This window comes from Levilinea saccharolytica, from assembly GCF_001306035.1.
Classification (GTDB): domain Bacteria; phylum Chloroflexota; class Anaerolineae; order Anaerolineales; family Anaerolineaceae; genus Levilinea; species Levilinea saccharolytica.
The window spans coordinates 33,056-56,073 of sequence record NZ_LGCM01000003.1 but is presented as its reverse complement, the minus strand read 5'-3'; the positions used below and the strand labels follow the sequence as shown (position 1 = coordinate 56,073).

General features: G+C 60.7%; 20 protein-coding genes. 8 read left to right on the top strand and 12 right to left on the bottom strand.

The features are described from left to right. Window positions 1-104: 104 nt before the first annotated feature. The 6 genes from ADN01_RS19515 to ADN01_RS01010 all read right to left on the bottom strand — a co-directional run bounded on the left by ADN01_RS19515 (window position 105) and on the right by ADN01_RS01010 (window position 6,787). Window positions 105-281, bottom strand: a complete 177-nt coding sequence (locus ADN01_RS19515) for an RHS repeat-associated core domain-containing protein (RefSeq protein WP_160318347.1) — start codon at window positions 279-281, stop codon at window positions 105-107. Between the two features lie 136 nt (window positions 282-417). Then, window positions 418-960, bottom strand: a complete 543-nt coding sequence (locus ADN01_RS18980; RefSeq protein ID WP_062419443.1) for a hypothetical protein — start codon at window positions 958-960, stop codon at window positions 418-420. Window positions 961-1,455: 495 nt separating this feature from the next. Continuing rightward, window positions 1,456-1,752: a hypothetical protein gene (locus tag ADN01_RS01025; protein ID WP_062419444.1), complete on the bottom strand. Its 297-nt coding sequence runs from the start codon at window positions 1,750-1,752 to the stop codon at window positions 1,456-1,458. Between the two features lie 14 nt (window positions 1,753-1,766). Continuing rightward, the gene (locus tag ADN01_RS01020) at window positions 1,767-3,692 is read right to left on the bottom strand and encodes an RHS repeat-associated core domain-containing protein (protein WP_062419445.1); all 1,926 of its coding nucleotides are present in this window, start codon (window positions 3,690-3,692) and stop codon (window positions 1,767-1,769) included. 165 nt (window positions 3,693-3,857) lie between these two features. Beyond that, complete coding sequence (locus tag ADN01_RS01015; RefSeq protein WP_062419446.1) at window positions 3,858-6,044, bottom strand: DUF3160 domain-containing protein; 2,187 nt, start codon at window positions 6,042-6,044, stop codon at window positions 3,858-3,860. Then, complete coding sequence (locus ADN01_RS01010; RefSeq protein ID WP_062419447.1) at window positions 6,041-6,787, bottom strand: hypothetical protein; 747 nt, start codon at window positions 6,785-6,787, stop codon at window positions 6,041-6,043. The genes ADN01_RS01015 and ADN01_RS01010 overlap by 4 nt, the downstream gene beginning before the upstream one ends. Window positions 6,788-6,865: 78 nt before the next feature. Here ADN01_RS01010 and ADN01_RS01005 point away from each other — a divergent pair, with 78 nt between their 5' ends. Then, the gene (locus ADN01_RS01005) at window positions 6,866-8,527 is read left to right on the top strand and encodes an ABC1 kinase family protein (RefSeq protein WP_062419448.1); all 1,662 of its coding nucleotides are present in this window, start codon (window positions 6,866-6,868) and stop codon (window positions 8,525-8,527) included. A 58-nt stretch (window positions 8,528-8,585) separates the two neighbouring features. Beyond that, a complete protein-coding gene (locus ADN01_RS01000; protein WP_160318346.1) occupies window positions 8,586-9,182 on the top strand; it encodes a TM7S3/TM198-like domain-containing protein in 597 nt (198 codons plus the stop codon). A 77-nt stretch (window positions 9,183-9,259) separates the two neighbouring features. Here the strand turns inward: ADN01_RS01000 and ADN01_RS18680 are convergent, their stop codons facing one another. Continuing rightward, a complete protein-coding gene (locus tag ADN01_RS18680; protein WP_062419450.1) occupies window positions 9,260-9,781 on the bottom strand; it encodes a leucine-rich repeat domain-containing protein in 522 nt (173 codons plus the stop codon). Between the two features lie 94 nt (window positions 9,782-9,875). After that, the gene (locus ADN01_RS19510; RefSeq protein WP_160318345.1) at window positions 9,876-10,034 is read right to left on the bottom strand and encodes a hypothetical protein; all 159 of its coding nucleotides are present in this window, start codon (window positions 10,032-10,034) and stop codon (window positions 9,876-9,878) included. Between ADN01_RS19510 and ADN01_RS19505 the strand changes: the two genes are divergently transcribed. Further along, complete coding sequence (locus tag ADN01_RS19505; protein ID WP_160318344.1) at window positions 10,033-10,206, top strand: hypothetical protein; 174 nt, start codon at window positions 10,033-10,035, stop codon at window positions 10,204-10,206. The two genes, ADN01_RS19510 and ADN01_RS19505, sit on opposite strands and share 2 nt — an antisense overlap. A 14-nt stretch (window positions 10,207-10,220) precedes the next feature. Here the strand turns inward: ADN01_RS19505 and ADN01_RS00990 are convergent, their stop codons facing one another. Then, the gene (locus ADN01_RS00990; RefSeq protein WP_062419451.1) at window positions 10,221-11,162 is read right to left on the bottom strand and encodes a N(4)-(beta-N-acetylglucosaminyl)-L-asparaginase; all 942 of its coding nucleotides are present in this window, start codon (window positions 11,160-11,162) and stop codon (window positions 10,221-10,223) included. 108 nt (window positions 11,163-11,270) lie between these two features. Between ADN01_RS00990 and ADN01_RS00985 the strand changes: the two genes are divergently transcribed. The 4 genes from ADN01_RS00985 to ADN01_RS00970 all read left to right on the top strand — a co-directional run bounded on the left by ADN01_RS00985 (window position 11,271) and on the right by ADN01_RS00970 (window position 17,330). Continuing rightward, on the top strand, window positions 11,271-12,320 hold the full coding sequence (locus ADN01_RS00985; protein ID WP_075070846.1) for an LCP family protein: 1,050 nt from the start codon (window positions 11,271-11,273) through the stop codon (window positions 12,318-12,320). Between the two features lie 161 nt (window positions 12,321-12,481). Beyond that, entirely contained in the window at window positions 12,482-13,171 is a 690-nt protein-coding gene (locus tag ADN01_RS00980) for a 4Fe-4S single cluster domain-containing protein (RefSeq protein ID WP_082142934.1), read from the top strand. Next, the gene (locus tag ADN01_RS00975; RefSeq protein WP_062419453.1) at window positions 13,168-14,544 is read left to right on the top strand and encodes a hypothetical protein; all 1,377 of its coding nucleotides are present in this window, start codon (window positions 13,168-13,170) and stop codon (window positions 14,542-14,544) included. Before ADN01_RS00980 ends, ADN01_RS00975 begins: the two co-directional genes overlap by 4 nt. Further along, the gene (locus tag ADN01_RS00970; protein WP_062419454.1) at window positions 14,541-17,330 is read left to right on the top strand and encodes an AAA family ATPase; all 2,790 of its coding nucleotides are present in this window, start codon (window positions 14,541-14,543) and stop codon (window positions 17,328-17,330) included. The genes ADN01_RS00975 and ADN01_RS00970 overlap by 4 nt, the downstream gene beginning before the upstream one ends. Before the next feature lie 830 nt (window positions 17,331-18,160). On the opposite strand, the gene ADN01_RS00965 is transcribed toward ADN01_RS00970, so the two are convergent. Together ADN01_RS00965 and ADN01_RS00960 are read right to left on the bottom strand one after the other, a co-directional pair. Next, the gene (locus ADN01_RS00965; RefSeq protein WP_062419455.1) at window positions 18,161-19,483 is read right to left on the bottom strand and encodes an SPFH domain-containing protein; all 1,323 of its coding nucleotides are present in this window, start codon (window positions 19,481-19,483) and stop codon (window positions 18,161-18,163) included. Window positions 19,484-19,492: 9 nt separating this feature from the next. Further along, on the bottom strand, window positions 19,493-21,190 hold the full coding sequence (locus ADN01_RS00960) for a hypothetical protein (protein ID WP_062419456.1): 1,698 nt from the start codon (window positions 21,188-21,190) through the stop codon (window positions 19,493-19,495). 154 nt (window positions 21,191-21,344) lie between these two features. Between ADN01_RS00960 and ADN01_RS00955 the strand changes: the two genes are divergently transcribed. Further along, window positions 21,345-22,091 (top strand): YwaF family protein, encoded by a 747-nt coding sequence (locus ADN01_RS00955; protein WP_062419457.1) that lies wholly within the window; start codon window positions 21,345-21,347, stop codon window positions 22,089-22,091. Here the strand turns inward: ADN01_RS00955 and ADN01_RS00950 are convergent. Beyond that, the gene (locus ADN01_RS00950; RefSeq protein ID WP_075070845.1) at window positions 22,021-22,914 is read right to left on the bottom strand and encodes a DMT family transporter; all 894 of its coding nucleotides are present in this window, start codon (window positions 22,912-22,914) and stop codon (window positions 22,021-22,023) included. The two genes, ADN01_RS00955 and ADN01_RS00950, sit on opposite strands and share 71 nt — an antisense overlap. Window positions 22,915-23,018 lie beyond the last annotated feature (104 nt).

Below are 23,018 nucleotides of genomic sequence, written 5' to 3'. Positions count from 1 at the left end.
GGCGTGATAAACGACATGATGATTATATCATTTCTGTACAATTATGCAATTAAAATGCATATTTGTACAACATTCTAATGATCCAGCAAAGGATGGCATTAGGTCTATTCACACCTCGCCCCGTAGTGATACAGCCCCACCTGCTCCATCTGGCTGAGCTGCCCGGTGTACTGGTACGCCGTGGGCATCTCCCCGCCGCGGGAACGCACCTCCCCAAAGGTGCTGTAGCGCTGCACCCCGCTGGCCGCGCCCCCTCCGCCGCCGTCACCTGCGCGCTGCAATCTCCCATCGGACTCATGCCGCCCATGCCTCATTGTACATCATCACCCCTGTACGGGCGCGCCCTGTGATCGCCTGGTTGATATTCCGAACAACGGTATAATTTCGCTTTTATAAGATAAATTTTCAACCTAGTGGCTAATGAAATTCCCCACCATTTTTTCTCCATTCCATCGCTCTTCTAGACACGTAGGCATTCAACTCCCTATCATGTTGTAGGTTCTGTCTAAACCAGCGAGCGACCTCTCCATACCAGGAGATGAACTCGGGTTCTTTACGAACCAATTTATCACCTTCAGAACGGTACATTTCAGCCCAGATTCGTCCTTCTGTTAATTTTCCATCATCACGAATAAAAGAGCGTGAATACTCAATAAAAGGTGCGGATGAAGAACGGTTAATTGTGAAAAAAGCTCTTTCTGTGTCAACATATTGCCCAAGATTTTCGTCGTAGTTCGTGTAGAATAGCTTTTCAATACTATTTTGGGGAATACTAAAAGCTGAATCCCAAACATACACCTGTCGCATATTTTGAGACTCTAATAAAACTTTTTTCCCAATGACAAGTTCCGGTATATCGGAAACAACCCGCAGAAGTTTTACCCCAGGTTTTTGGCAAACAAAATCCAGAAACTCCTGTTCATCATCAAGGAGCATATAAAACCTGACCTGTCTACCCATGCTCACCTTCTTTCTACTTATATGGTATGAATATTATAGGTCCATCAAAAGGATCATTTTTTAAGGATCCATATTCAAAAATATCTGTAATAGCCTGCCTCTCTCTGGCGATAGGAAGTCCACTCAGGGTGCCAACCCCAACCTGGTAAACGGCAACTAGGTCGCCATTTTGATCAAAAATGCCCACATCGCCGAACCGGACAGGTTTACTACCGCCAGATATCACGAAGTAAATTTCTTTTTTTGCACGTTTGGGTGCGGTCCCCGACGCATCTGCTGCGAATGAGGGGTGGTGCATTCTGTCAGGCTTAGCGCGCCCCACCCGGTAAACTCGTTTTAAGCCGCATCTCCGGCAACCCACTTACGCGAGATCCCTCTCATGGTGCTGAGGCGGTAAACGTCTTGGCTTGTGATCCAGGTTAGGAGATCCTAACAATTGCGTCAAGACAAAGGCGAGCAGAGGCGATCTTCCACCGCATTTACCCGCCTTTCACTTCATTCCTTTGGTGTTTTTTTCGCGTTCTTGAGAATGAGAACGAGATCATCAAGTTTTTGTTTATACGTCCGGTATTCATTAAGTTTTATTATCAATTTCTCGATAATATTGTCGATCTCTTTATCGACATCGATCCCCTCATTCTCCCACTCCCCCTTAAGATATGATGAGGCCAAACCCATAACATATCCGTCGTAATCATTCAATCCTACGATTAGATCATCAATCAATGATTGGATCCCTTTAGGAATAGGGGTGTTATACATATCTTCATAAGATTCCTTTATTTGCTCCATATCATTGCTCCTCTTTACTTAGGTCCAAATGAGATAATTCTGCCATCTGCTGTATAGATTCCAAAAAATTGATCCGTTGTAATCTTCACTCCTATCTCTCCGGAGTTGAGCTTATGAGACTTTGCCATATCTATGTTAAGAGTATAAAAGTTCTGGGCGGCCTCGGTATATTCCTCAGCAGTCTTCCAGGGTTCTCCATGTTTCTGATAATGATAAGTGATTGAATCTTCAACGGTATTAAATGTACTTTTTGACCAAGCGGCTTTAACTGAGGGGGCCAAAAAAGAAGCACTTACAATATTGCCACCACCATTCAGTAATAAATCTTTCGCCGCCCCAACCAAAAACTGCGAAAACCGGTATATCGCTTCTGGCGAAATAAACATTATAGGATTGATTTCTTTTTGCGGGAAAAAGTTTAGTGCAACCTCTTTTGCGGTTGCTGCATCTGCCCAGTATATATCTGCATTAGGATCCCCTCTCGATGTTACTACCCTGGCTTGATGTAGTTTCGCATAATATTCGGAAAATAACCCATCATAAACACCCTTGTGTCTTCCATCATCAGGGTCAGCAAAAGTCAGCCAAATTTGTTCCGTCGTTGATCCGGTTCCGCAACCTCCCCCCTCATCTCCATCTGCGCACACTTGCATATGGCCGGTTGGATCTGTGTAATTAATGGGGTTATCGTTGACATACGCATACCGATCCCAGGACAGCGGGTTGCCCACACCAGGGATTAGCGTATCCGCCTGGGTGAAATGCGCCCCGGCCGGGTCAAACCAGCGCGCCCCGTAGTGATACAACCCCACCTGCTCCATCTGGCTGAGCTGCCCGGTGTATTGGTACGCCGTGGGCATCTCCCCGCCGCGGGAACGCACCTCCCCAAAGGCCGTATAACGCTGCACCCCGCTGGCCGCGCCCCCCTCCGCCGCCGTCACCTGCGCGCTGCCCAGGTGATCCGTCAGCAGCCAGTTCAGCGTGTCGGTCCCGTTGGCTTGCGTTCGCACGGCGATAGGCTGCCCGCCAAAGGGGTAATACTTCTGGATGCGAGTCTCCTCACCGCTCACCCGCAGGTGGAATTGGCGGCTGACATAATAGGTCACTTCGCCGTTCACGATGCTTTTCACCAGGGTTCCATCCCCGTCATAGAAGTACTGCGCCGATTCCAGCGGCGGCGGTTGTGGGGTGGGGGTGGGCGTTTCGGTCGGCGGCAGGTCGGGCGTTTGCGTCGGCTCCTGCGTGGGCGCAGCCGTCCCGGTGGGCGACGGCTCTGGCGTGGCTGTGGCCGTAGGTGTGGGCGTCTTCGTTGGAGGTAATTCTAGTATTTCTGTGGTGACAGCAACAGTACGTGTGGGCGTCCTCGTCGAAGTTGGCATTGGGGTATACGGGATAAGCGTCTCAACATCCCATCCCTGCGTCGGTGCAAATTGCAGGGCCATCACCTTTCGCCGCGCCGGGGCGCTGTTGGCTGCCATGCCCCCCACCGGTTCCACCCGGATCATCCGGTTTTCTCCGTCGTAGGTCAGCGTGTAAGCTGTGCTGCCAATGACCCGCCCCACCTGGCTGCCGTTGAGATCATAGGTGTAGCTGTTTTCGCCCAGGCTGGCAGCGGCATGCGGGTGGTTGGCATCATAGGTAAACGCCTTCGAAACCCCATTCAGGCTCTTGCTCACCATCCGCCCGTGCGGGTCGGCGTAGGAGAAGGTTTCGCTGTGGCTTGTCTGGCCGTTGACCGTCACCGTCATACTCAACAGGCGCTCCAGGGCATCATAGGTGAATTCCGAGATCTCACCGCTGAGGCTGTCGGTAATCCCCAGGATGTTTCCGCGGTTATCGTAATCGTATCCTAATCCTTGCAGCGCCGCGCCGTCCAGATTGGTGCTGGTCAGGCTCGCCAGCCGTCCGCCGTCCTGTGCCGCGTTCCAACACCGGACCACCCGTTTTCATGAATACGCGGTACGTTCTGATTCACGAGTTTGTATAAAATTACCAATATCCACCCAATCGTATATTACTATATTGCAATATTCAGGGGGTGTCAAGCATCTAAATATTCGATTTTCACTTCAGAAAACCGTTCCCAGCTGCCCCAAGCGGCCGTCTCACTCCTGGGGCATAAACAGGCGCGTCCACTCCGGCAGAGGGGGCGTCTTCCCCGCCGCCACCAGCCCCCGCCAGGTCTCGTCCGTCATGCGCTCCTCGCTGGGCAGGGCAAATTCATAATAGCTGTACACCGCCCCTGCCCCCAGGCGGTAAGGCTCATCCGGCAAAATCACATAGATCAAAGCCGGGTCGCCCACCGCCTCTTCCAACACCCGCCCAATGCCCGTGGCCACATCCGCCACCAAAGCCGCCGGCTGATCCTCCAATGCCGACGCGTGAATGTCCGCGCTGTCGGCCGCCGCCAGGGTCAGCGCCTCCAGCTCACCGCCGAAGTAATAAATGCGCAGCCGCTCCTCCGGGCTCAGCGCCTGCCCGGCCAGCTCTTTTTCCGCACAGGTTTGCAGGAAACCCAGCAGGTCCATCAGGTTTTCCAGCGCGCCCAGCGAATCCACAGCCAGCCCGCGCTGCTGCAAACCGGCGCGGGTCATGTGCGCCAGGGCGTACAGGCGCGCGTACACCTCCGGCACCGGCTCCACATACCCCTGGGCGCCCTCCTCCGGCTCGGCCCCGCCCATCTCGGCCATCACCTGCTTGGCGTACAGCAGGGTATCGTGCTTCAGTTCCGTATACGACCCCAGGGCCGTGTTCAGCTCCTTGCGCTGCCAGGCCGCCGTGCGCATATAGGCCGGGTAGCGCCCATCCTTGGGGGTCAGCAGCGGCTGAAAGTTGTACAGCCAGCCCCAATACACGTTTTGGGTCCAATCCTCCTGGCTCAAAGCCGCCACCTCCCCGCGCACCTTGTCCATCTGGCTCAAATAATGATCGTACTGGGTCTCGCCCATCTCCTCCAAAATGGTCAGCGCTTCCTGTGAGCCCATGGCCGCCAGCACATCCATCCCCCGCGGCAGATCGCGGCGGTTCTCAAAGCTGCCCACCTTCTGCCAGATGAGTTGGCCGAAGATATACGCATCCAGGGTGAAGCGCTGCCCCATAAAGCGAAAGCCCTGGGTGGCCTCGTCCTGCTCCTCGCCCAGCCAGACCCACATGGAATTCACCCGCGGCGGGGGCAGCGCCCGGGCCGAGGCGCGGAACTGCGCCAGCCGCGCCGGGTCGGCCAGCGCGTCCAACCCCAGCGCATCGCCATACACCGCCCGCGCCGCCGCCCCGTATTCGTAAATGGACGGGTCTTCGGCCTTGCCCACCAAAAAGCCGATGGGCTCGTAAATGGTTTTCCACAGATCCAGGTTGGCCTGCTCGCCGCTCTGCCCCTGCTGGGCGGCCAGGGTGATCAGCAGGGCGCGCTGGGTCTCCAGCTCGGAGCGCAGCCGGAAGGTCATGCGCCCGTACCACATCATCGCCCGAAAATAGCGTTCCATCTCCGCGCTGCGGGTGTAATGTCCGCGGGGGATGTACTGGCTGTAATCTTCGAGATATTCGCCGCCCGGCTCCCAAATGGGCGAAACCGCCGGCCCCTGGGCGGATTCAATCAGGGCCAGTTCGGCCTGCACGCGTTCCTCAGCTTCCGGCGGGACGGCGTCCTCCAGCCCCAAAAGCCGCGCGGCCACGCCAAAATAGGCCGCGTTCCCCAAAGCCGCCTCACCCAAAGGCCCCCCGCGCAGGATCTGGTATTGCTCCGCGCTGGCCGCCAGCATGCCCTGGGTCAGCCTTTGCAGGTCGGGCAGGAACACATCCTGTTCCAAATCGCGCAGCAGCTTGCTGAACAGCAGGTGATAGACGTGCAGCACGGCGTCCGCAGTGACGTAGATATGCCCGCCGGACTCATAGCGCAGACGCTCGTACACCTGGTAAAACTCCTTGTGCGCCCCCGGCACCGGCGGCACCACCACAAAGCCGTGGGCTTGCAGCGCCTGGCGCTGGGCGGGGGTCAGCTCAACCCCCGCGGCGGGCAGAATACCGTCCAGCGAGACCGGCAGCGAGTAGCTGGGAGGGGAAGCCTGCGGCAGAGTCACCGTCCGCAGGGGGTATTCGGCAAAGGGCGGCGGGTACAACTCCGCCGGGTCCAGGGGCACGGCCGCTGCCGCGGTGCTGGGCGCCGCCTCAGGAGCCGCCGTCACCGTCAGCGCCGGCTTGGGCTGCCCCCCAAAGGGCAAATTGCAGGCCAACAGCGCGGTCAGCAGCCCCGCGCACACCCCCACCGTCCACATCCGCTTCGCCTTTGCGCTCATGGAATCCTCCTCCCCGCCTCATGTTCCGGCCAAACCGCCAGCCCCAGCGTCCCATCCACGGCCCGCACCGCGCCCAGCCCCCCAAAGCGCCCCTTCTGCGCCGCGCGCAGCTGAAACCCAAAGCCTTCCCAGCCCCACACCGAAAGCCGCCAGGCGGGCTGCCCGTCCGCTTCGGCGTAGCGCCCTTCCAGCGCCGCCAGTTCCGCCCGCCCGTCCCCGTCCAGATCAGCCAGCGCCAGCGCCTGCAGCGGGTCGGCCAGAGGGGAACCAGCCCACACCTCGCGGCAGCCGCGCGCCCCGCAGCCGATGAGGATCACATGACAAGACAGGCCCGCAGCGTTGTGAAAGCCCGCCGTACGGCCGGCGTTGGGCAAAAAAGCGTCCACTGGCCAGGGGCGGTAGGGCCGCCGCACCAGCAAAACCGCCTCCAGCCCGGGGCGGCCGTCCACGGGGGCCAGGGCCGCCTGCCGCACCTGCCAATCGGGCGGGGAGACCCACAGCGCCCGCCCCGCCGCGCTGCGCAGGCCCGCGCGCCCCGCGCGCAGCCACAGCACCCCTTCGCGCCCGCCGCCGTCCAAATCGCCGTACCGTTCCGCCGTCAGAAATTCCGCGCCGGCCAGTCCCCCGTGCGCGCGCAGGCTGTGCCCCGCCAGCCGCCACAGCACCGCCTCCGGCAGCCGCACAGCCCCCGTCAGCAGCAAAGCCGCCCCCAGCCACATCCCCACGCGCACCCCAAGCCGCATATCCCCACCCCTCCGCTATGGTTAATTGTACAACCCTGCGCAACGCGGCGCACGCTTAAGCGAGGGTATAATCACGCTATGGAACGCCGCCGCTACCGCCGGATTCTGTGGTTTTTTGCCCGCGTGCTCATCGCCGCCGCCTGGTGGGATATTTTCCTTCCGGCGGTGGGGCTGCGCCGCCTGTCGGCCCGCGGACGGTCACAGCGCTACCGCCGCGCCGCGGCCGCCTTTCGCCAGCTGGCCGTGCAGATGGGCGGGGTGCTGATCAAGGTCGGCCAATTCCTCTCCGCCCGCCTGGACGTGCTCCCCCCGGAGATCATTCAGGAGCTGGCCGATTTGCAGGATGAGGTGCAGCCCGAAGATTTCACCGAAATCCGCCGCGTGGCCGAAAGCGAGCTGCAGGCCCCGCTGGAAGAGCGCTACGCCTGGTTCGACCCCCAGCCCATCGCCGCCGCCTCCATCGGCCAGGTGCACGCCGCCCGCCTGCGCGTGATGGATGAACACGGCCAGCGCGAGCTGCCCGTGGTGGTGAAGGTGCAGCGCCCGCGCATTGAGGCCGTGGTGAAGGTGGATTTGTCCGCCCTGCGCGTGGTGGCCGGCTGGGTACACCGCTACCGCCCGCTGCGCAAGCACGTCAACCTGCCCGCCCTGCTGGAGGAGTTCAGCCAATCGCTGTTCGAAGAGATCCAATATCTGCACGAGGGCAAGAACGCCGAGACCTTCGCCGCCCATTTCGCGGATCGCGCGGATGTGCGCGTGCCGCAGGTGTATTGGAGCCACACCACCCAGCGGGTGCTGACCCTGGAGGACGTGCGCGGCATCAAAATCACCGACTACGCCGCCATCGAAGCCGCCGGCATCCCCCGCAGCGAGGTGGCGGTGCGCCTGTTCAACACCTATTTGCAGCAAATTTTCGAAGACCGCTTCTTCCACGCCGACCCCCACCCCGGCAATCTCTTCATCCAGCCCGGCCCCCTGCCCGCCGACGGCAGCCCGCGCCCCTGGACCCTGGTCTTCGTGGATTTCGGCATGGTCGGCACGATCAGCCCCAACGTCTTGGACGGGCTGCGCGAGGGCCTCTTCGCCGTGGTCACCCGTGACGGCGCGCGCGTGGTGAAGGCTTATCAAATCCTGGGGGTGCTGCTGCCCAACGCCGACCTGGAGCTGCTGGAGCAGGCCAACAACCGCGTGTTTGAGCGTTTCTGGGGCAAAACCAGCCCCGAAATTCTGGAGATGAAGTCCGAAGAGGCCCTGCAGTTCATGCAGGAGTTCAGCGGGCTGCTCTACGAAATGCCTTTCCAGCTGCCCGAAAATTTCATCCTGCTGGGGCGCTGCCTGGCCATCCTCTCCGGCATCTGCACCGGCCTGGACGCCGAGTTTAACATCTGGACTTCGGTAGCCCCTTACGGCGAAAAGCTCATGCGCTCTGAGGGCGGTCAAAATTGGAAAACCTGGATCAGCGAAGCCGGAAAAATCCTGCAAACCGCGGTGGGGCTGCCCATGCGCGCGGATGCGCTCATCAGCCGCCTGGAGCAGGGCAAGCTGGAGGTGCGCACCCCCGATCTGCGCGCCCAATTGGCCCGCCTGGAGCGCAGTCAGCGCCGCACGGCCGCCGCGGTGGTCTTTGCCGCCTTTTTGCTCACGGCTGCCCAGCTTTATCTGGCCGGCAGCCTGCTGCTGGCCGGGCTGGCCGCCGGGGGCGCTCTGACGGCCCTGATTGCCCTGCTGCTCTTCCCCTAAGCCGCGAATCATGTACAATAGCGGTATGCGCTGTATGTAGAAAAGGAGGCCCCCTGTGGTGGATATCTTAGCTGTGGTGGAATTGATCATCGGTCTGGTGATTGGCTTTTCGGGCAAGAACATTTACAAGACCTCGCCCCAGTTGGGCGGGTTTATGATCGGCGGCCTGCTCAGCACCATCCTGGTGATCACCTTTGTGGCGGCCTCCCCCGTGTGGATCCCCGTCGCCGCCTTCATCGGCGGGGGTCTGGTGGGCGCGCTCATCGCCGGGCCGCTGTATATGATCATCGTGGTCCTCACCAGCAGCCTCTTCGGCGGCCTGGTAGGCGTGATCGCCGGTTTCTTCCTCACCCAACAGGGCATCACCCGCATGGTGGTGGAGGGCATTTTCAACTTCTCTACCGACATCACCCCCGTGCAGCTGATGATGATGCTGGTCTTTGGGGTGGCCTTTGGCGCGGCCTCACTGCGCTTTGACGAATTCATGACCATGGCCTCCACCGGTTTCCTGGGGGCCTTCATCCTCACCACCGGCGCCGCGCGCCTGTTCACCCCCATGACCGCGCTGTTCACCGACAGCATCTTCCTGGTCTTCTTTTGGGCCGGGGTGGGCACAGCCGGCACCATCTTCCAAAACCAGACCGAGCGCGACTGATCCGCTCGCTCGCCTGAATCCAACCGCGGCCTCTGGGTATGCTCAGAGGCCGCGGTCATTTTTTGGTTTAAGGCGGCTCAGCGCCGAATGGTCAGCCCGCGCCGTTCCAGGCGCGGAATCCACCCGCGTTTGATTTTGATCGTCCCCTGCAAATCCAAATAAGTCAAATGGCTCAGCGCCTTAATCGGCGCCAGCGCGCTTTCCGTCAGGCGGTTGCAGTAGCTCAAATTCAGGTCGTTCAGGTGCGGCAGGGCCTTCAAATGCGCCAGCCCCTCGCCAGTGATGTCGCACGAGCTCAGGTTGAGCATGCGCAGTTGGGTCAGCTCCGTCAGATAAGCCACGCCGTCGTCAGTGACGTTGCGGTTTTCAGACAGCACCAGCGCGCGCAGGCTGCTCAGCGGCTTCAAGTCCGCCGCCAGCTGCCGCAGGGTGCGGTTGTCGATGCGCTGGGCGCGCACCATCACCTCGACCCCCGGGTCAAAGTGAAAAATGCCCGGCCCCTGCCCGGCTTCCTGCCATTCATTGCCGGTAACGCCGACCGGCCGGGTGTACACGCGCACCTCCAGCTCGGTTGAAAACGAAGATCCTTGATCGTCCATAAAGCCTTTCTCCTCCCATAATGATACCCCAGGTTTTCACTCCTGGGGTATCACTTAGAATGGCCACCGCGACCATTCGTCCGGAGGGCAAAGGTTAGAAAATCAGATCCAGCAGGCCGCCCAGGATGGCGAACACCACCCCCAGGATGCCCAGCACAATGCCCAATACCGCGCCGACCAGCCCGAAAACCAGGCCCAGGGTCAAAATCACAAACCCAAAGATCAAACCCAGCAAACCCAAGAGCAGTTTCATGTTTCCATCCTTTCTTATTCTCAAATTGCTGCGGCCGGCCGCCGTGAAAGCAGCCGCCCGTGAACGCGCATCCATTGTTTCTTTGCTACTAGATATACGCGCGCTCCGGGCAGAAGTTGCAGCTCCCTTTCCTGAATCAAAAAAACCCCTGGCGGTCGGCCAGGGGCTGTGAGGTTAAGGGAGAGTTCAGAGGGTTTCGGCCCAGCGGCGGCGGGTGGCCGTGAAGGTGCGCTCCACCTCCTGCGGCTCGCTCATCTCCGCGCGCATGTATATGAACTTGCCCTCGCTCTCATTGGTAAAGCCCGCGGGCGTTCCCTGCGCATCCAGGGCGATGATGTTCATGTCGCTCAGGTAGTTGCCGCCCAGCTCATCCAGGTCGCGCATGGTCTGCTGACCGGCCTCTTGCACGCTCATGCCCATCTTCATATACAGCACCAGGCTGCGCGCGGTTCCGGCGCGAATGGCCATCTCGCCCAGCCCTGTGCAGGCCGCCGCCCCGTAGCGGTTGTCGGCGTAACCGCCCGCGCCAATCAGGGGGCTGTCGCCCAGGCGCCCCGGGTACTTGTTGAACCACCCGCTGGTGCTGACCCCGCAGCAGATCTCGCCGCGGGCGTCCTGCGCCAAAAAGTTCACCGTGCCGCGCGAACGCACCGGGTCGGTGAGGTACGCCACCCACGGGGCCAGATCCGCGCCGTCCTGCAGGTTGGCGGCCGCCTCCGGCGGCAGCAGCGCCTGTTTCTCGGCCCACATGCGCCGCGCTTCCTCGGTCAGCAGCTCGCCGCGATCCGCGCCGATTTCAGCGGCAAAGCGTTCGGCCCCTGCCCCCACCAGCAGCACATGCGGCAGGCGTTCCATCACCTGGCGCGCCACGCTGATAGGGTGGCGGTAACCGCGCAGGCAGCCCACCGCCCCGGCCATGCGGTCGCTGCCGCGCATGATGCTGGCGTCCAGTTCCACATCCCCCAGGATGTTGGGCAGGCCGCCCAGGCCCACGGAATGTTCTTCGGGGTTATCTTCTACCAGACGGATGCCCGCTTCCACCGCGTCCACGGCGCTCCCGCCCGCGCGCAGCACCTCCACCGCGGCTAAAATGCCCACGCGGCCGTTGCGGCTCGCCACCACAATCATGCAGCACCTCCTTTTGATCCTTGCAGATGAGATCTCTCTCAGTATACCCCCAGGCCGCCTCGCCCAAAGGTGACAATTAGCCCACTTTCGGGTACAATCCCCCTGCGTATGAACCAAAATAACAACCGCCGTTACGATCCTGAGGCTCAGACCCAGGCTTTCCCCCCCGCGACCCCGCCCACCCCGCCCCCCGCTTCGCTGGAAGACACCCGCCCCAACCGCGTGCCTTCCAACCTGCCTGCCACCCAGCCTGTGCTGGTGGAGTACAGCTCCCCCGCCTTTGATCCTCCGGATGAAATGGCGGCCTACCAGCCCATCCGCATCCCGCGCCAAACCCGCAAGCCGCGCAAGGCGCGTTCGCTGGGGTGCGCCCTGCTGCCCATTTTCATGCTGGTGTGCCTGTTGGCCTATCTGCTGGCCCCCCTGCCCACTCAGGTGCTGCTCCTGGGGCTGGACCGCGCCCCCGAAGGCACGGATGCCTCACGCACCGACACGATGATCCTCATGGCGGTCAACCCCTTGCAGCCGCGGGTGACCATGCTCTCGATCCCCCGCGATCTGTGGGTTTCCATCCCCAATGTGGGCGAAAACCGCATCAATACCGCCCATTTCTTTGCGGAGGCCGCGGATCCCGGTTCTGGCCCGCGCGCCGCCCTGGAGACAGTGCGGCAGAATTTCGGCGTGCCCACCCGCTATTACGTGCGCGTGCGCTTTGACGGCTTTGTGGAGATCATCAATGCCATGGACGGGGTGACCATCACCCTGGAGCAGCCCACCGGTTTGTTGGAGGCGGGAACCCACCACCTGGACGGCACCCAGGCCCTGGCCTTCGTGCGCGACCGCAGCGGCGCCGATGATTTCTTCCGCATGGCCCATGCCCAGATTCTGCTCAGAGCCGCCGTGCAGAAATGGTTCAACCCGCTCACCTGGGTACATCTGCCCGCGGTGGCCGCGGCCCTCTCGCGTTCGCTGGACACCAATCTCCCCTTCTGGCAGTGGCCGCGAATTGCGTTGGCCCTGGCCCGTTCCGTGCTCGGCGGTCTGGATGCACGTACCCTGCCGCGCGAGGCGGTGACGCCCTTTATCACGAATGAGGGCGCCGCCGTGCTGCTGCCCAATTGGGATGTCATCCGACCGTTGGTGGAAGAACTGTTCTAGTCGGGCACCTCTCCCTTCACCTTACAGTTTCTTAATCACCTCAGAATTATTTGACTTATGTTCTAATTCGGTGTATGATTAGAACATAATTTCTGTCATCGTGCCGAAATCTGATTCCGCGAAGGCGGTCAGATCGGCATCGTCTGCATGATCACTTTGGAATGACGGCCATTTGCATGAACGGTCAGAACCATTATTCGCCATCGCACTTGCCGCCCGCGGGCATTCTCAACCTGGCCCACGTGGTTCGACGCACCTCCGCCCTGGGACCGGGAGATGTGCGCTCTGTGGTGTGGTTTCAGGGCTGTCCCCTGGCCTGCCCTGGCTGCATCGCGCCGGAATGGCAGGCCTTCAAACCGGCCTTGCAGACCACCCCCCAGGATCTGGCCGAGTGGTTCCTGCGTGATCCCGACGTCCACGCCCTGACCCTCTCTGGCGGTGAGCCAACCCTGCAAAGCAAGGCGGCAGCCGAATTTCTGCGCCTTGTCCGGCGAGAACGTGAAATCAGCGTCATTTGCTTCAGCGGCTACACCTACGAGCAACTGCGCAGCAGCCCTCCCGCTCTGGGCGTAGCTGACCTGTTGACGCAGGTGGATGTCTTGGTGGACGGCCCTTTTCAGCGCGAGCTGGCCCAGACAACTCAGGGATTGCGCGGCTCCAGGAATCAGAATTTCATCTACCTGACGGAGCGCATCCCGGCTGGTTCGCTGGAACGGGCTGAACGCAAGGTGGAAATTCACATCCACGAGGATTCCGCCGTGATGGTCGGCATCCCCCGCCCAGCCGTGCTCAGCGCCTTTCACCGTGCTTTGGCCGCGCGGCAGCTTGATGTTCAAAGGAGTACCTCATGAGTGGGCATAAGAAAGCCCTGGTCAGCATCAGCCAGGAAGAATATGACCGCTTGCGCACCGCCAGTGTGCGCGTGTACGATCTGGCGGCCCAGCTCGACGACCTGCATGAGGCCATGCGCCGCCAGACAGTTCAGTCCTCACAAGATCAGCTCCGGGAAGCCCTCTCTCGCCAGCATGCCTATGAAGAGACCGTGGCGGTTCTTTCCGAGAATTTGCAGGATCTGGAAAATGCCTCTGCCCAGGCCTATGAAAGCCTCTATCAAGCCTGGTCTCAGAACTTATCTTCCTTTGAACAAAACTGGTCACAACAAACTGCAGAGCAAATCGAAAGCTGGGCTCATCAGATCTTCAGCGATATTCAGGAAGAACACCGCGCCCGCCAGGTAGAGCTGCTTCACCTGCACCGCAACATGGAAGAACACCAGCACAGCGCCCGGCAGCACCAGGCGCTGGCTGAGCAGTGGTCTGAATCGGCTTTGATCCTTTTAGATTTTATCCAGAATCACTACCCCCCACCGCTCTTGGGGCGCGTCAAGGTGCAGCGCATTCTGGAAGAATTGGCTGCCGCGGAGGGCAATTACAACGCCGCCGCCTTCCAGGCCGCCCTCTCCGCTTTTCAGAGGGTCTTCTTCCAGCTTTCGGATTTCCGCATCGAATTGGAACGGCGGTTGGCGCGGTGGAATCACCTATATCAGCAGGCGGTCTTCCAGGTCAACACCCACCTTGCCGTGCTGCAGCGTTCGGCCCGCGTGCCGGCCGTGGATCTGGAGGGTCAGGAAATCGAAGATCAAGTCGATATCAATGTGTGGACCCAGGGTGGATATGCTGAACTGGTACAACGTTCGCAGGCCCTGGTTAGCCAACTGGAAAGCGGGATGGAACACAACCCCACGCGCACACTTCAGCAAATTCTCACGCACGATTTGCCCGCTATGCGAGAAGAGTTCACCGACCTGGTGCATCAGGCCCGCATCGCGGTGCTTTCATCTCAACTGCGCATCAACATCGCCGATCTGGTGGTTCGGTCGCTGGAGGCTGAGCGTTTCGTGTTCTACGAAGGCCATTACGATGCTGAGGACATGCGCCGCGCCTATTCGGCCTCGCTCAAGAATTTTGCTGGTGAGGAAGTGGTCATCCAGGTGCACCCGCGCGCGGCCAACAGCCTGGAAAATGACCTGCACATTATCTCCCTCGACCGCAGCCAGAGCACCGAACACGATTTCCGTCAGCGTTTCCTGGGTATTCAAAGCAGCCTGACCGACAGTGGATTGATCGTGGAACAGCCGCGCGAGGTGCGACTGGCCTCCAATGGGCTGGGACGCACGCGCCTATCCAAACCGCTCCCCGCTAACCGACCCCTGGCACACCCGTGATCCCCCGCTTTGCCCCCCTCTTTTCTCACCCCCTGCCCTGCCCGATTGAAATCATCATCGGTGAGGGCCTGAGTGATTCCTTCTTCTCAGTCGACGGCCGCGAGAGCAATTTCCTCACCGCTTTTCACACCGCGCTACGGGAAGCCGGTTATCAGCGCATCGCCTTTGTTGCCCCCCACCGGCCGGTGTTTTATCTGGATGCTGAGTCGGAGCAGTTAGCCAGTCCCGAAGAAATGAGTCCAACCGCATCCACCCCTCAGCCCCGCGCCGGCCCCTTGCGAGACCGGCAGCTGCTCACCGGTGGGTTGATGAATGTGCGCGCCAATTACCAACCCATGAGTGATGTCCATGCAGTGCACCTGCTGCACGCCTTGATGACCGACCCCCGTCCCATCCGCACCGCAGTGGTGATCCAACAGGCCGAATCCTGGATGGCCTTTAATGACAGCCAGCGCACACTGGCCGGGATGGTAGGCTCCTGGCTCAACCTGCCGTCCAGCAGCAGCAACCAATGTTTCTGCCTGTTTTCGGCGCGGAATCAGGAAGCCCTGCGAGAGATCGGCCCCAACCTGCCCGTGCCCGAACTGCGCGAGTTAATCCAATCGGCGGGCATGGCGGCCGCTGCCAACGCGGTGTACTGCCTGCCAGAGCCTGCCCCCGAAGAGTGGGACGCCATGCTGTACCATTTGGAGACCACCCGCGGACAGGCGCTGCCGAATGAGGAGCGCAGCCGTCTGCTCCGTTGGATTTCCGCCGAAGGGGGCAGTCTGCGCACCTGGCATGAGCGGCTGGCTTCATTACCCGAATGGTCCTTCGCCGCGGCAAGAGCCCAGGGTTGGTTTTCCTCGGTGCGTCGGCCGGATCTTTCCCTCGATGACAAGCTGAAAGCTGTCGTCGGCCGAGCGGAACTCAAGCAGCGCCTGCTGGACTTTCGCGCCTGGGTGCGCCTTCAATGGGCGCCCGGTCGCCCTCCGCAGGAGGAAGCCCCGCTGCTGCACATGGTCTTCTCCGGCAGCCCCGGCACCGGCAAAACCACGTTTGCCCGTCTGGTGGGTGAAATTCTGCACGACGCAGGCGTGCTGCGCCGCGGTCATCTGGTAGAAACCACTCCCGGCCAGATGGTGGCGCAATACATGGGCGGCACGGCTGCCAAGACCCATCAGATCATCGATTCCGCTCTCGACGGGGTGCTGTTCATCGACGAAGCCTACGGCCTGACGGAAGCTGACCGCGGCGGGTATGGCGCCGAAGCCCTGGAGACCTTGCTCACCCGCATGGAAAACGACCGCGAACGGTTGGTGGTGATCGCCGCGGGTTACACCCAGAAAATGCAAAGATTTCTGGATGCCAACCCTGGGCTGAGCCGCCGTTTTCCCGCAGAAAATCGTTTGGTTTTCACCGATTTAGACCGTGATGAACTGGCCGAGATTCTGCGCCAGCTGCTCCACAACCGCGGGCTGGCCCTGCACCCCACCCTCGAATCCGCACTGGAAGAGTGCATCACCGGCCTGCTGCGCGACAAAGATGAACATTTCGGCAATGCCGGTGAGATGCGCAACCTGGCCGACGCCCTGGAAAAAGCTTATGCCGTGCGCGCGGCCGCCGAGCCGCACACCCCAGCCGTATTGCTGCCCCAGGACCTGCCGAAACATTACCAGCGCTTTTTACAGCCGCAGGTAGACTGCGTGGAAGATGTCTTTCGGGAGCTTGATTCCCTTACGGGTCTGGAGGCGGTTAAACGCAGCCTGCGCGCCCTGGCGTACCGCATTCAGATGGAAAACCAACGCAAGGCGCTGGATGCCGCCTACATCCCCAATTATCCGAAAAGCCATTTTGTTTTCACCGGCAACCCCGGCACGGGCAAAACCACTGTCGCCCGCTTAGTGGGCCGCCTCTTTCGCGCCCTGGGCTTGCTGAGCCAGGGGCATCTGGTGGAAGTCTCCCGCGCCGATCTGGTGGCTGGTTATGTGGGCCAGACCGCGCTGAAAGCCGCGCAGAAGATCAAAGAGGCGCGCGGTGGTGTGCTCTTTATTGATGAAGCCTACACCTTGTCCCGCGGCGGCAGCCAGGATTTTGGTCGGGAAGCGATGGACACCTTGGTGAAGGCCCTGGAGGATGAGGGGCACCGCCTGGTGGTCATCGCCGCCGGGTATCCAGAAGAAATGCAGGGTTTCTTGCAATTGAATCCCGGGCTGGCTTCACGTTTTGGGGATCCGATCCTGTTTCCAGATTACACCCCCGCCGAGCTGCGCGAAATCCTATCTCAGTTGGCCCATCGCGACCAATATCAAATCACTGAGGAAGCCCTGACACACATGACGGCCCTCCTTAACCAACGTGCCGCCGCGCAGAAGCGCAGTTTTGGCAACGCCCGCGCTGCCCGAAACCTGTGGGAAGAGGTCAAAAACCGTCATGCTGAAGCCATATATACCGGTCACGCCCGGTCTGCGCGGCATGACCTGGGGAAAATCACTCTGGAGGACGTGCCGGGTTGGTCAGCGCCAGCCCATACCTCATACGCCGAACGGGAATCAAGCAGCGTGTATGGAAACTCGCCAGCGCACGTGGCGAAACATGCTGAGTGTGTCAGAGAATCCACTCAGCAGTACAAGGCCGAGGATAGGGTCGGCAAGCCTGCGCCCGATTGGAAAGCTGCGCCTATAAAGCTGTCTGAAGCTTTAGGGTTAAAGCCGAGCGCATCAGCGCCAGTTTTTCAGAATACCATTCGAAGCGGTTGTGACGATTCTGGTTCTTTTCCACCACCGCCAAATCCTCAAACGTGGTGATGGCCCGTTCCCAGCTTTGTGCCGCCCGGCCAAATTCCCCCGCGATGCGCCACTGCACCATCCCCAACATCCACAACGCCACCGCCTGCGGGTGAGTCCCCGGAAGATAAGTGGCCACGGCGCGCGTGAAATAGGCTTCGGCCAGGGGATAATTTTCCAGCACGAAGCAGGTGTACCCGCTGACCACACAGGCCTCGGCTTCGGCTTGATATTCCTTGGTTCGGAACACGCTGTCCAACAAACGGTCAATCGTGTCGTAGGCGGTCACGTCCCGGCGGCGGCGTTTCCGCTCCAGGATTTCCACCAACTGAGCGGATTGTTCCCGCAGGTATTTTTCGCCCCACTTGTGCAGCCAGTCGTTATACACCTCGCTCATGTCGTCCACGCCAGCCGTGCCGATATCGGCCTGCATTCCATCCAGCCGCTGCTGAAGGAAGGCGCGTTTCGTGTCAAAAATGCCCCGCGCCTGCTGCCAATACGATTGGGCGTTTTCGCGCTCCTCCATATCCCACAGCACCCAACCCAGCATGTAAGCCGTTACTCCAAATTTGTAGGAGTTTTGCGGGAAAATGGTCAGTGCTTCCTGCAAATTCTGGCTGGCGGTCAACCGATAATTATGTTGATAGCGCTTCACCGCGGTGTATACCAGCGCTTCGGCGTATTCCAGGCGGTCTGCGCTGGCGCGTGCGGTGTTCAGAGCGTCGTTCATCAGGACCGCCATGCGGCTCTTGGTCACTTCCGGCGCGTTCATCGCTTCCACCTTCGTACGCACCGCCTGCGAAAGGCGCATCGGCTCAAATTCATTCATCCACTGCAGGACGGCCTCCAGGTCAATCATGGGGCTCACCCTCCTGATTTCTCAAGTTTTGGTCGCGCAGCGCATCCAGCGTACTGGCCACCCGCTGTAAGAAGATCGTGCGCAGGTTTTCACGGGGATCGTTGTTCATCTGCACATTCTCCAACGCGTGGGCAATGCTGATGATCACCTCGGCCTGGGCCTCAGCCCGTCCCAATTCGGTGTAAGCCTGGCGGCGCGCATCGCTGAAGGCTCGTTTCGCGTTGGCGTCCCCCAACCATTCCGCCGCCCAATAACCCACACGGCGCTCATCCACGGCTTCTTGAACGATCTCGATATGGCCGATATCAATCCACAGCAGTTCCGCCCCCAGGTTCTTCAGGCGCGCCTTGCGGTCAGGCAGGTCGAAATCCGCGCGGATCACATCTCGCGGGGAGCGGTCCTCGTTCATCGGTGCGGTTAATTCGTCCAGATAATGACTGTTAATGTAATCGCTGATCACTCCCGTCACCGATTTGCGCACGGCCGCATGCCAGCTCTCTAAGCCGTCTTTGGTCACCGAGAGGTTATAGGCCATATTGCGCATGGCGTCTTCGGAATAGGGGTAAGGTCGGTCTAAGGAGCGCCGGATGACGCGCCCGCCGGATTCTTCCGGCAGAATGCGGTAGCGGAACTGCACATCGTGCAGAATCACCAGGATCCCGTCGCGCGTCATGGTCTTGACGTCGTTGTTCGAGTCGTGCTGGTCATCCAAGTTGGCAATCTGCCCCACGGTTTCGAAGGGGGCCACAAAGTAAGAGCGGGTGATGCTAACGTTGGACGGGCGGCGCAGCTCGCGGAACAAGACCGCGTTTCCCGGCTGAATCAGCACGTAGCCCGGCCCGCCCACCGCGTCAATCAGGTTCACCTCTTTCTTACCGCGAATCATCTGACCGCCGTCAATGGTCAGTTCCGGGTAATCCAGGCCGAACATCGAGGACAGGATATATTTCAGCCCGTGGGAGAATTTCGGCAGATTGTAAATATCCTGCACAAAGCGCGCCCCCGCCACCATCACCGCCACCAAAGCCGCCAGCGGTGCGATGGCATAACGCACGTGCAGCGGATGAAAAATCCACACCCCCAGGCGGAACATCCACAGAGGGAAGAAACGCAGCAGGATGTTGGCGCCGTGCAGACTTTCAGCAATGCCGTTGACATCCACATCTTCAAACAGCGCCCCGCCCAAAAACGCGAAACCGCTCAGCATGAGCACCACCAGGCCCATACGCACCAGCGCCAAAAGCTGCTGCCAGGCCTCGGTGTCCACCTGGGGCCGTTCGCGTCTGCGGTTAAATCGCGGCATACGGTTTTGCATCGCTCGTCCTTAAGCCTTGGGCAGCTGAGGGGGCAGCAGCCAGCTTTGCAGCTTGTTGATCATATCCAGCGTCTCGGCCGGCAGGAAGCGGCGCGTTTTCGGGTCCGCGGCCATGCCGTCAATGGCCTGGAACACCCGCAAGGCCATAATCTCCTGGGTGTGTTCGCGGGTTTCCAGGATGCGCGCCAACACCACGTTCAGCTCTTCCTGGGCTTGCCGCCGCGCCCGTCCGCGAATGCGCAGCGCATCCAGCTCGTTGCGTGCGTGAATCAATTCTGTGTCGCGGTCCCAGCGCGCCAACAGATGATCCAGGCGCTGCTGGTACACCCCTTCCGAAACCGGCATCAAATCGCCAAAACCGCTGGCGATGACCTTGATCCCGCGGTCGCGCAGCACCTTGGGCGCGGTCAGGCTGCGCACGGCGGAGGTTTGCAGGTCGAACACCGAGAACACCTCGCCCCGCACCCATTCGCCCTTTTCGTCGGCCTTCAATAGCGGTTGGCCGCCCGCGCGCAGCACCAGGCGGTAGGCCAAAATGCCGTTGTTGCGCATCTGCATGCGCAGTTTGCGCTTGATATCGTCCAGCGGGAAATGATCCGGCGTGCGGATATCATAGAATTCGTCGTAGTTGGTTTCCATCACCACCCGCCGGTACAGATCTGTGGCCACCAGGGTGGGCAGTTCATCCCAGGGGATGACTTCTTCCTGGGCGTTGCGCGCCTCTGAAAACACCGCCGCGAACACGCGCTGAGCGTTAAACACCGGCAGCAGTGAGGTGCTGGGCAGGGGCGCATACGCGCTCATCTGCCCGCGGCGCAGGTCCACCCAGGTCTGATGGTGAATTTCAGCCCGATCGGCGTCATCCAATTCGTCCGCGCGCCCCACCGAAGCCACGCGCACATGGGTCTCGTCCACGGCCTGCAACCCCACCACACGCAAATTTTCGGCGCGCATATCCCCCAGATAGGTCACTTGCAGCACCTCCGGCTCCTGGCCGATGGTGAATTTGGTCCACACGTTGGCGCGCAGCTCAATGCCGTCGCGCGAATAGGAAAGGTTCTGGGGTCGCAAACGGAACTGGCTGCGCAAATCCACCGCCGCCCGAATACGCTCGCGCGGGCGGGTGAAGACAATCCCGGTGCCCATCGTGCGCGGATTTTGGTAGGGGTCCGCCAATCCCAAAGCCACCAGGACGGAGTCCGCCAGGTTTTCAAACACGCGCATCACGCTGGGGGTAGGGACAGTCTCCTCCAGCACCACCGCGCTGTTAAAATCCACCACCACCACCCCGCGTCCTGAGCGGCGCAGTTCCTCTGAGGTGGCTTTGATCTCGCCGTCTTTAATGAAAACGGCCGCCCCATGCCGGCGGAAGATATACAACACCAGGTGAAAGGCAGTGCGGGCCACATCCCGAAACCCCGCTACCGGCAGCAGCGCCTGGGCTGAGGTCAGCAGCAGCCAGGCCTGGAACATCAGGAAAAAGCCGCCGATCAGGTTGAAAAACACCACCACATTGATCGCCCGGCGCATATCCAGGGTGATTTCCGGCAGCTCCTGGGCCAACAGCGCCAAAAGCACCGTGATCACGCGCGCCAACACCAGCATAATCTCATGCCAAAAGGCAATCAAAAACAGCAGCGCCAGCGATCCTAGCGTGATGCCGATCCATGTATTTCGGGATAGTCCTTTGGATTTTCGGAACGGCATGCCCCCTCACTTGGGGAATCAATAGAAGATGAGTCCGGGAATTATCGTCAGTATATCCTTTCCACGTTGCCTTTGTCAAGCAAAGCGCCTTGCGCCTCGCCCAACACGGCCGCCCCTTAGGGTACAATCAGAGCGGAAAGGAACCCCCGTCCGCATGTCCCCCTTTGCCCGTTACTACTTCGCCGCCCCCTTTGAAGCCTTTGGGCCTGCCCACCTGGGTGCGCTGATCCTCATCACGCTGGCGGCCTGGGCCGTGTACCGCTGGGTGCGCCCCAGCCCGGGCTTTCACCGCGCCCTGGCCTTTGCCTTGCTCGCCCTGCAAGCCGTCTGGGTTACATGGTTGGCGGCGGTGGGGGCGGCCTCGCTGCAAACCGTGCTGCCGCTGCATCCGTGCAGCGCCAGCATGTTCCTGGGGGCTACGGCTCTGCTCACCCAGCGCCGTGGTTGGGTATCTGCGGCGTATTTCTGGTGCATTTCCGGCGCGGCTGCGGCCTTGCTCTTCCCCGATCTGGGCCTGTACGGCTTTCCCCACTTTGCTTTCTTTCATTACATGCTCTCGCACGGCCTGCTGGTATGCGTCACGGTCGCTCTGGCAGCGGACGGTTTTCGCCCCACCGCCCGCGATTTCTTCCTGGCCTGGGGCGCAGCCCAGGGGTTTGCCCTGCTGGTGGTGATCGTAAACTTGCTCACCCACAGCAATTACATGTATCTCTTCGCCCCCCCGGCCGGTGCCAGTCCGCTCAGCGCCGTCTCCAACCGCTGGGCATACGCCCTGACTGTCGAAGCCGGCGTCACCCTGTCATTCCTGGCCTGCTGGCTGATTGGCCGCCTCATCCCCCCACAAAAATCACCGCAACCCCCACAATCGAAACCAGCGTTCCCAACACCGCCCGGCGGCTGACCTGCTCTTTGAGCCCCCAACGCACCACCGGCAGAATCAGCACCGGCGTCATGGCCATCAGGGTGGAGGCCACGCCCACATGGCTGGCCTGCACCGCCACTAACGAAAGCCAAACACCCACAAAGGGCCCCATCAGGCTCCCCAGGGCTATCCGCCCGATCACCGGCCGGTTCTGGTTTAAGGTCGTCAACGTAGAGCGCACCCGCCCCCCCACAAGCGTCGCCAGCCACAGGATCGCCCCCGCCACCAGCATGCGCATCAGCACCCCCGAAAGGGGCGAAAATCCCCCCACCAGCCCGGCCTTCGCCAGAATCAACCCGGATGACTGTCCCGCCGCCGCCCCCAAGCCGGCCAGCACCCCCAAAAAGTATCGCCGCGGCGCAACTTTGCGCCCCAGGCCGTCGGTGCGTTCAAAGACCACCAACCCCACCCCCGCCAGCGCCAGGGCCACCCCCAGATACTCCCAGCTCTGCAGGCGCTCGCCCAAAAAAGCCCAGGCCAGGAAGGTACTGATCACCGGCGAGACCGCCATCATCAGCGTGGCGATACGCGGGCCGACCAATCCGTAAGCGCTGAGCAGCGCCCAATCACCCAGGACCAAACCGGCGAATCCCGACAGCCCCAGCCACAGCCAGCGCACCCCTTCGGCCGCGGGGAACCACGTGCCCATCAGCAGGCGGTGCGTTACCATTAAGAAAGCTATCGCCATCACCAGGCGTGCGCGGTTCACCACCGGCGCCCCCACCACCTGCACCGAGGCCGAATACGCCAGACTGGACACCACCCAACAACAAGCTGTCAATAACGCCGCAGCTTCACCCATACACCCTCTGCCCTGCCGTTAGAATAAATCCCTGCTCGATCCTTCGATGATATCATCGCCCGCTCAGCGCTCACAGGGGGAAAATCGCAGTCGTTCCTGCAACC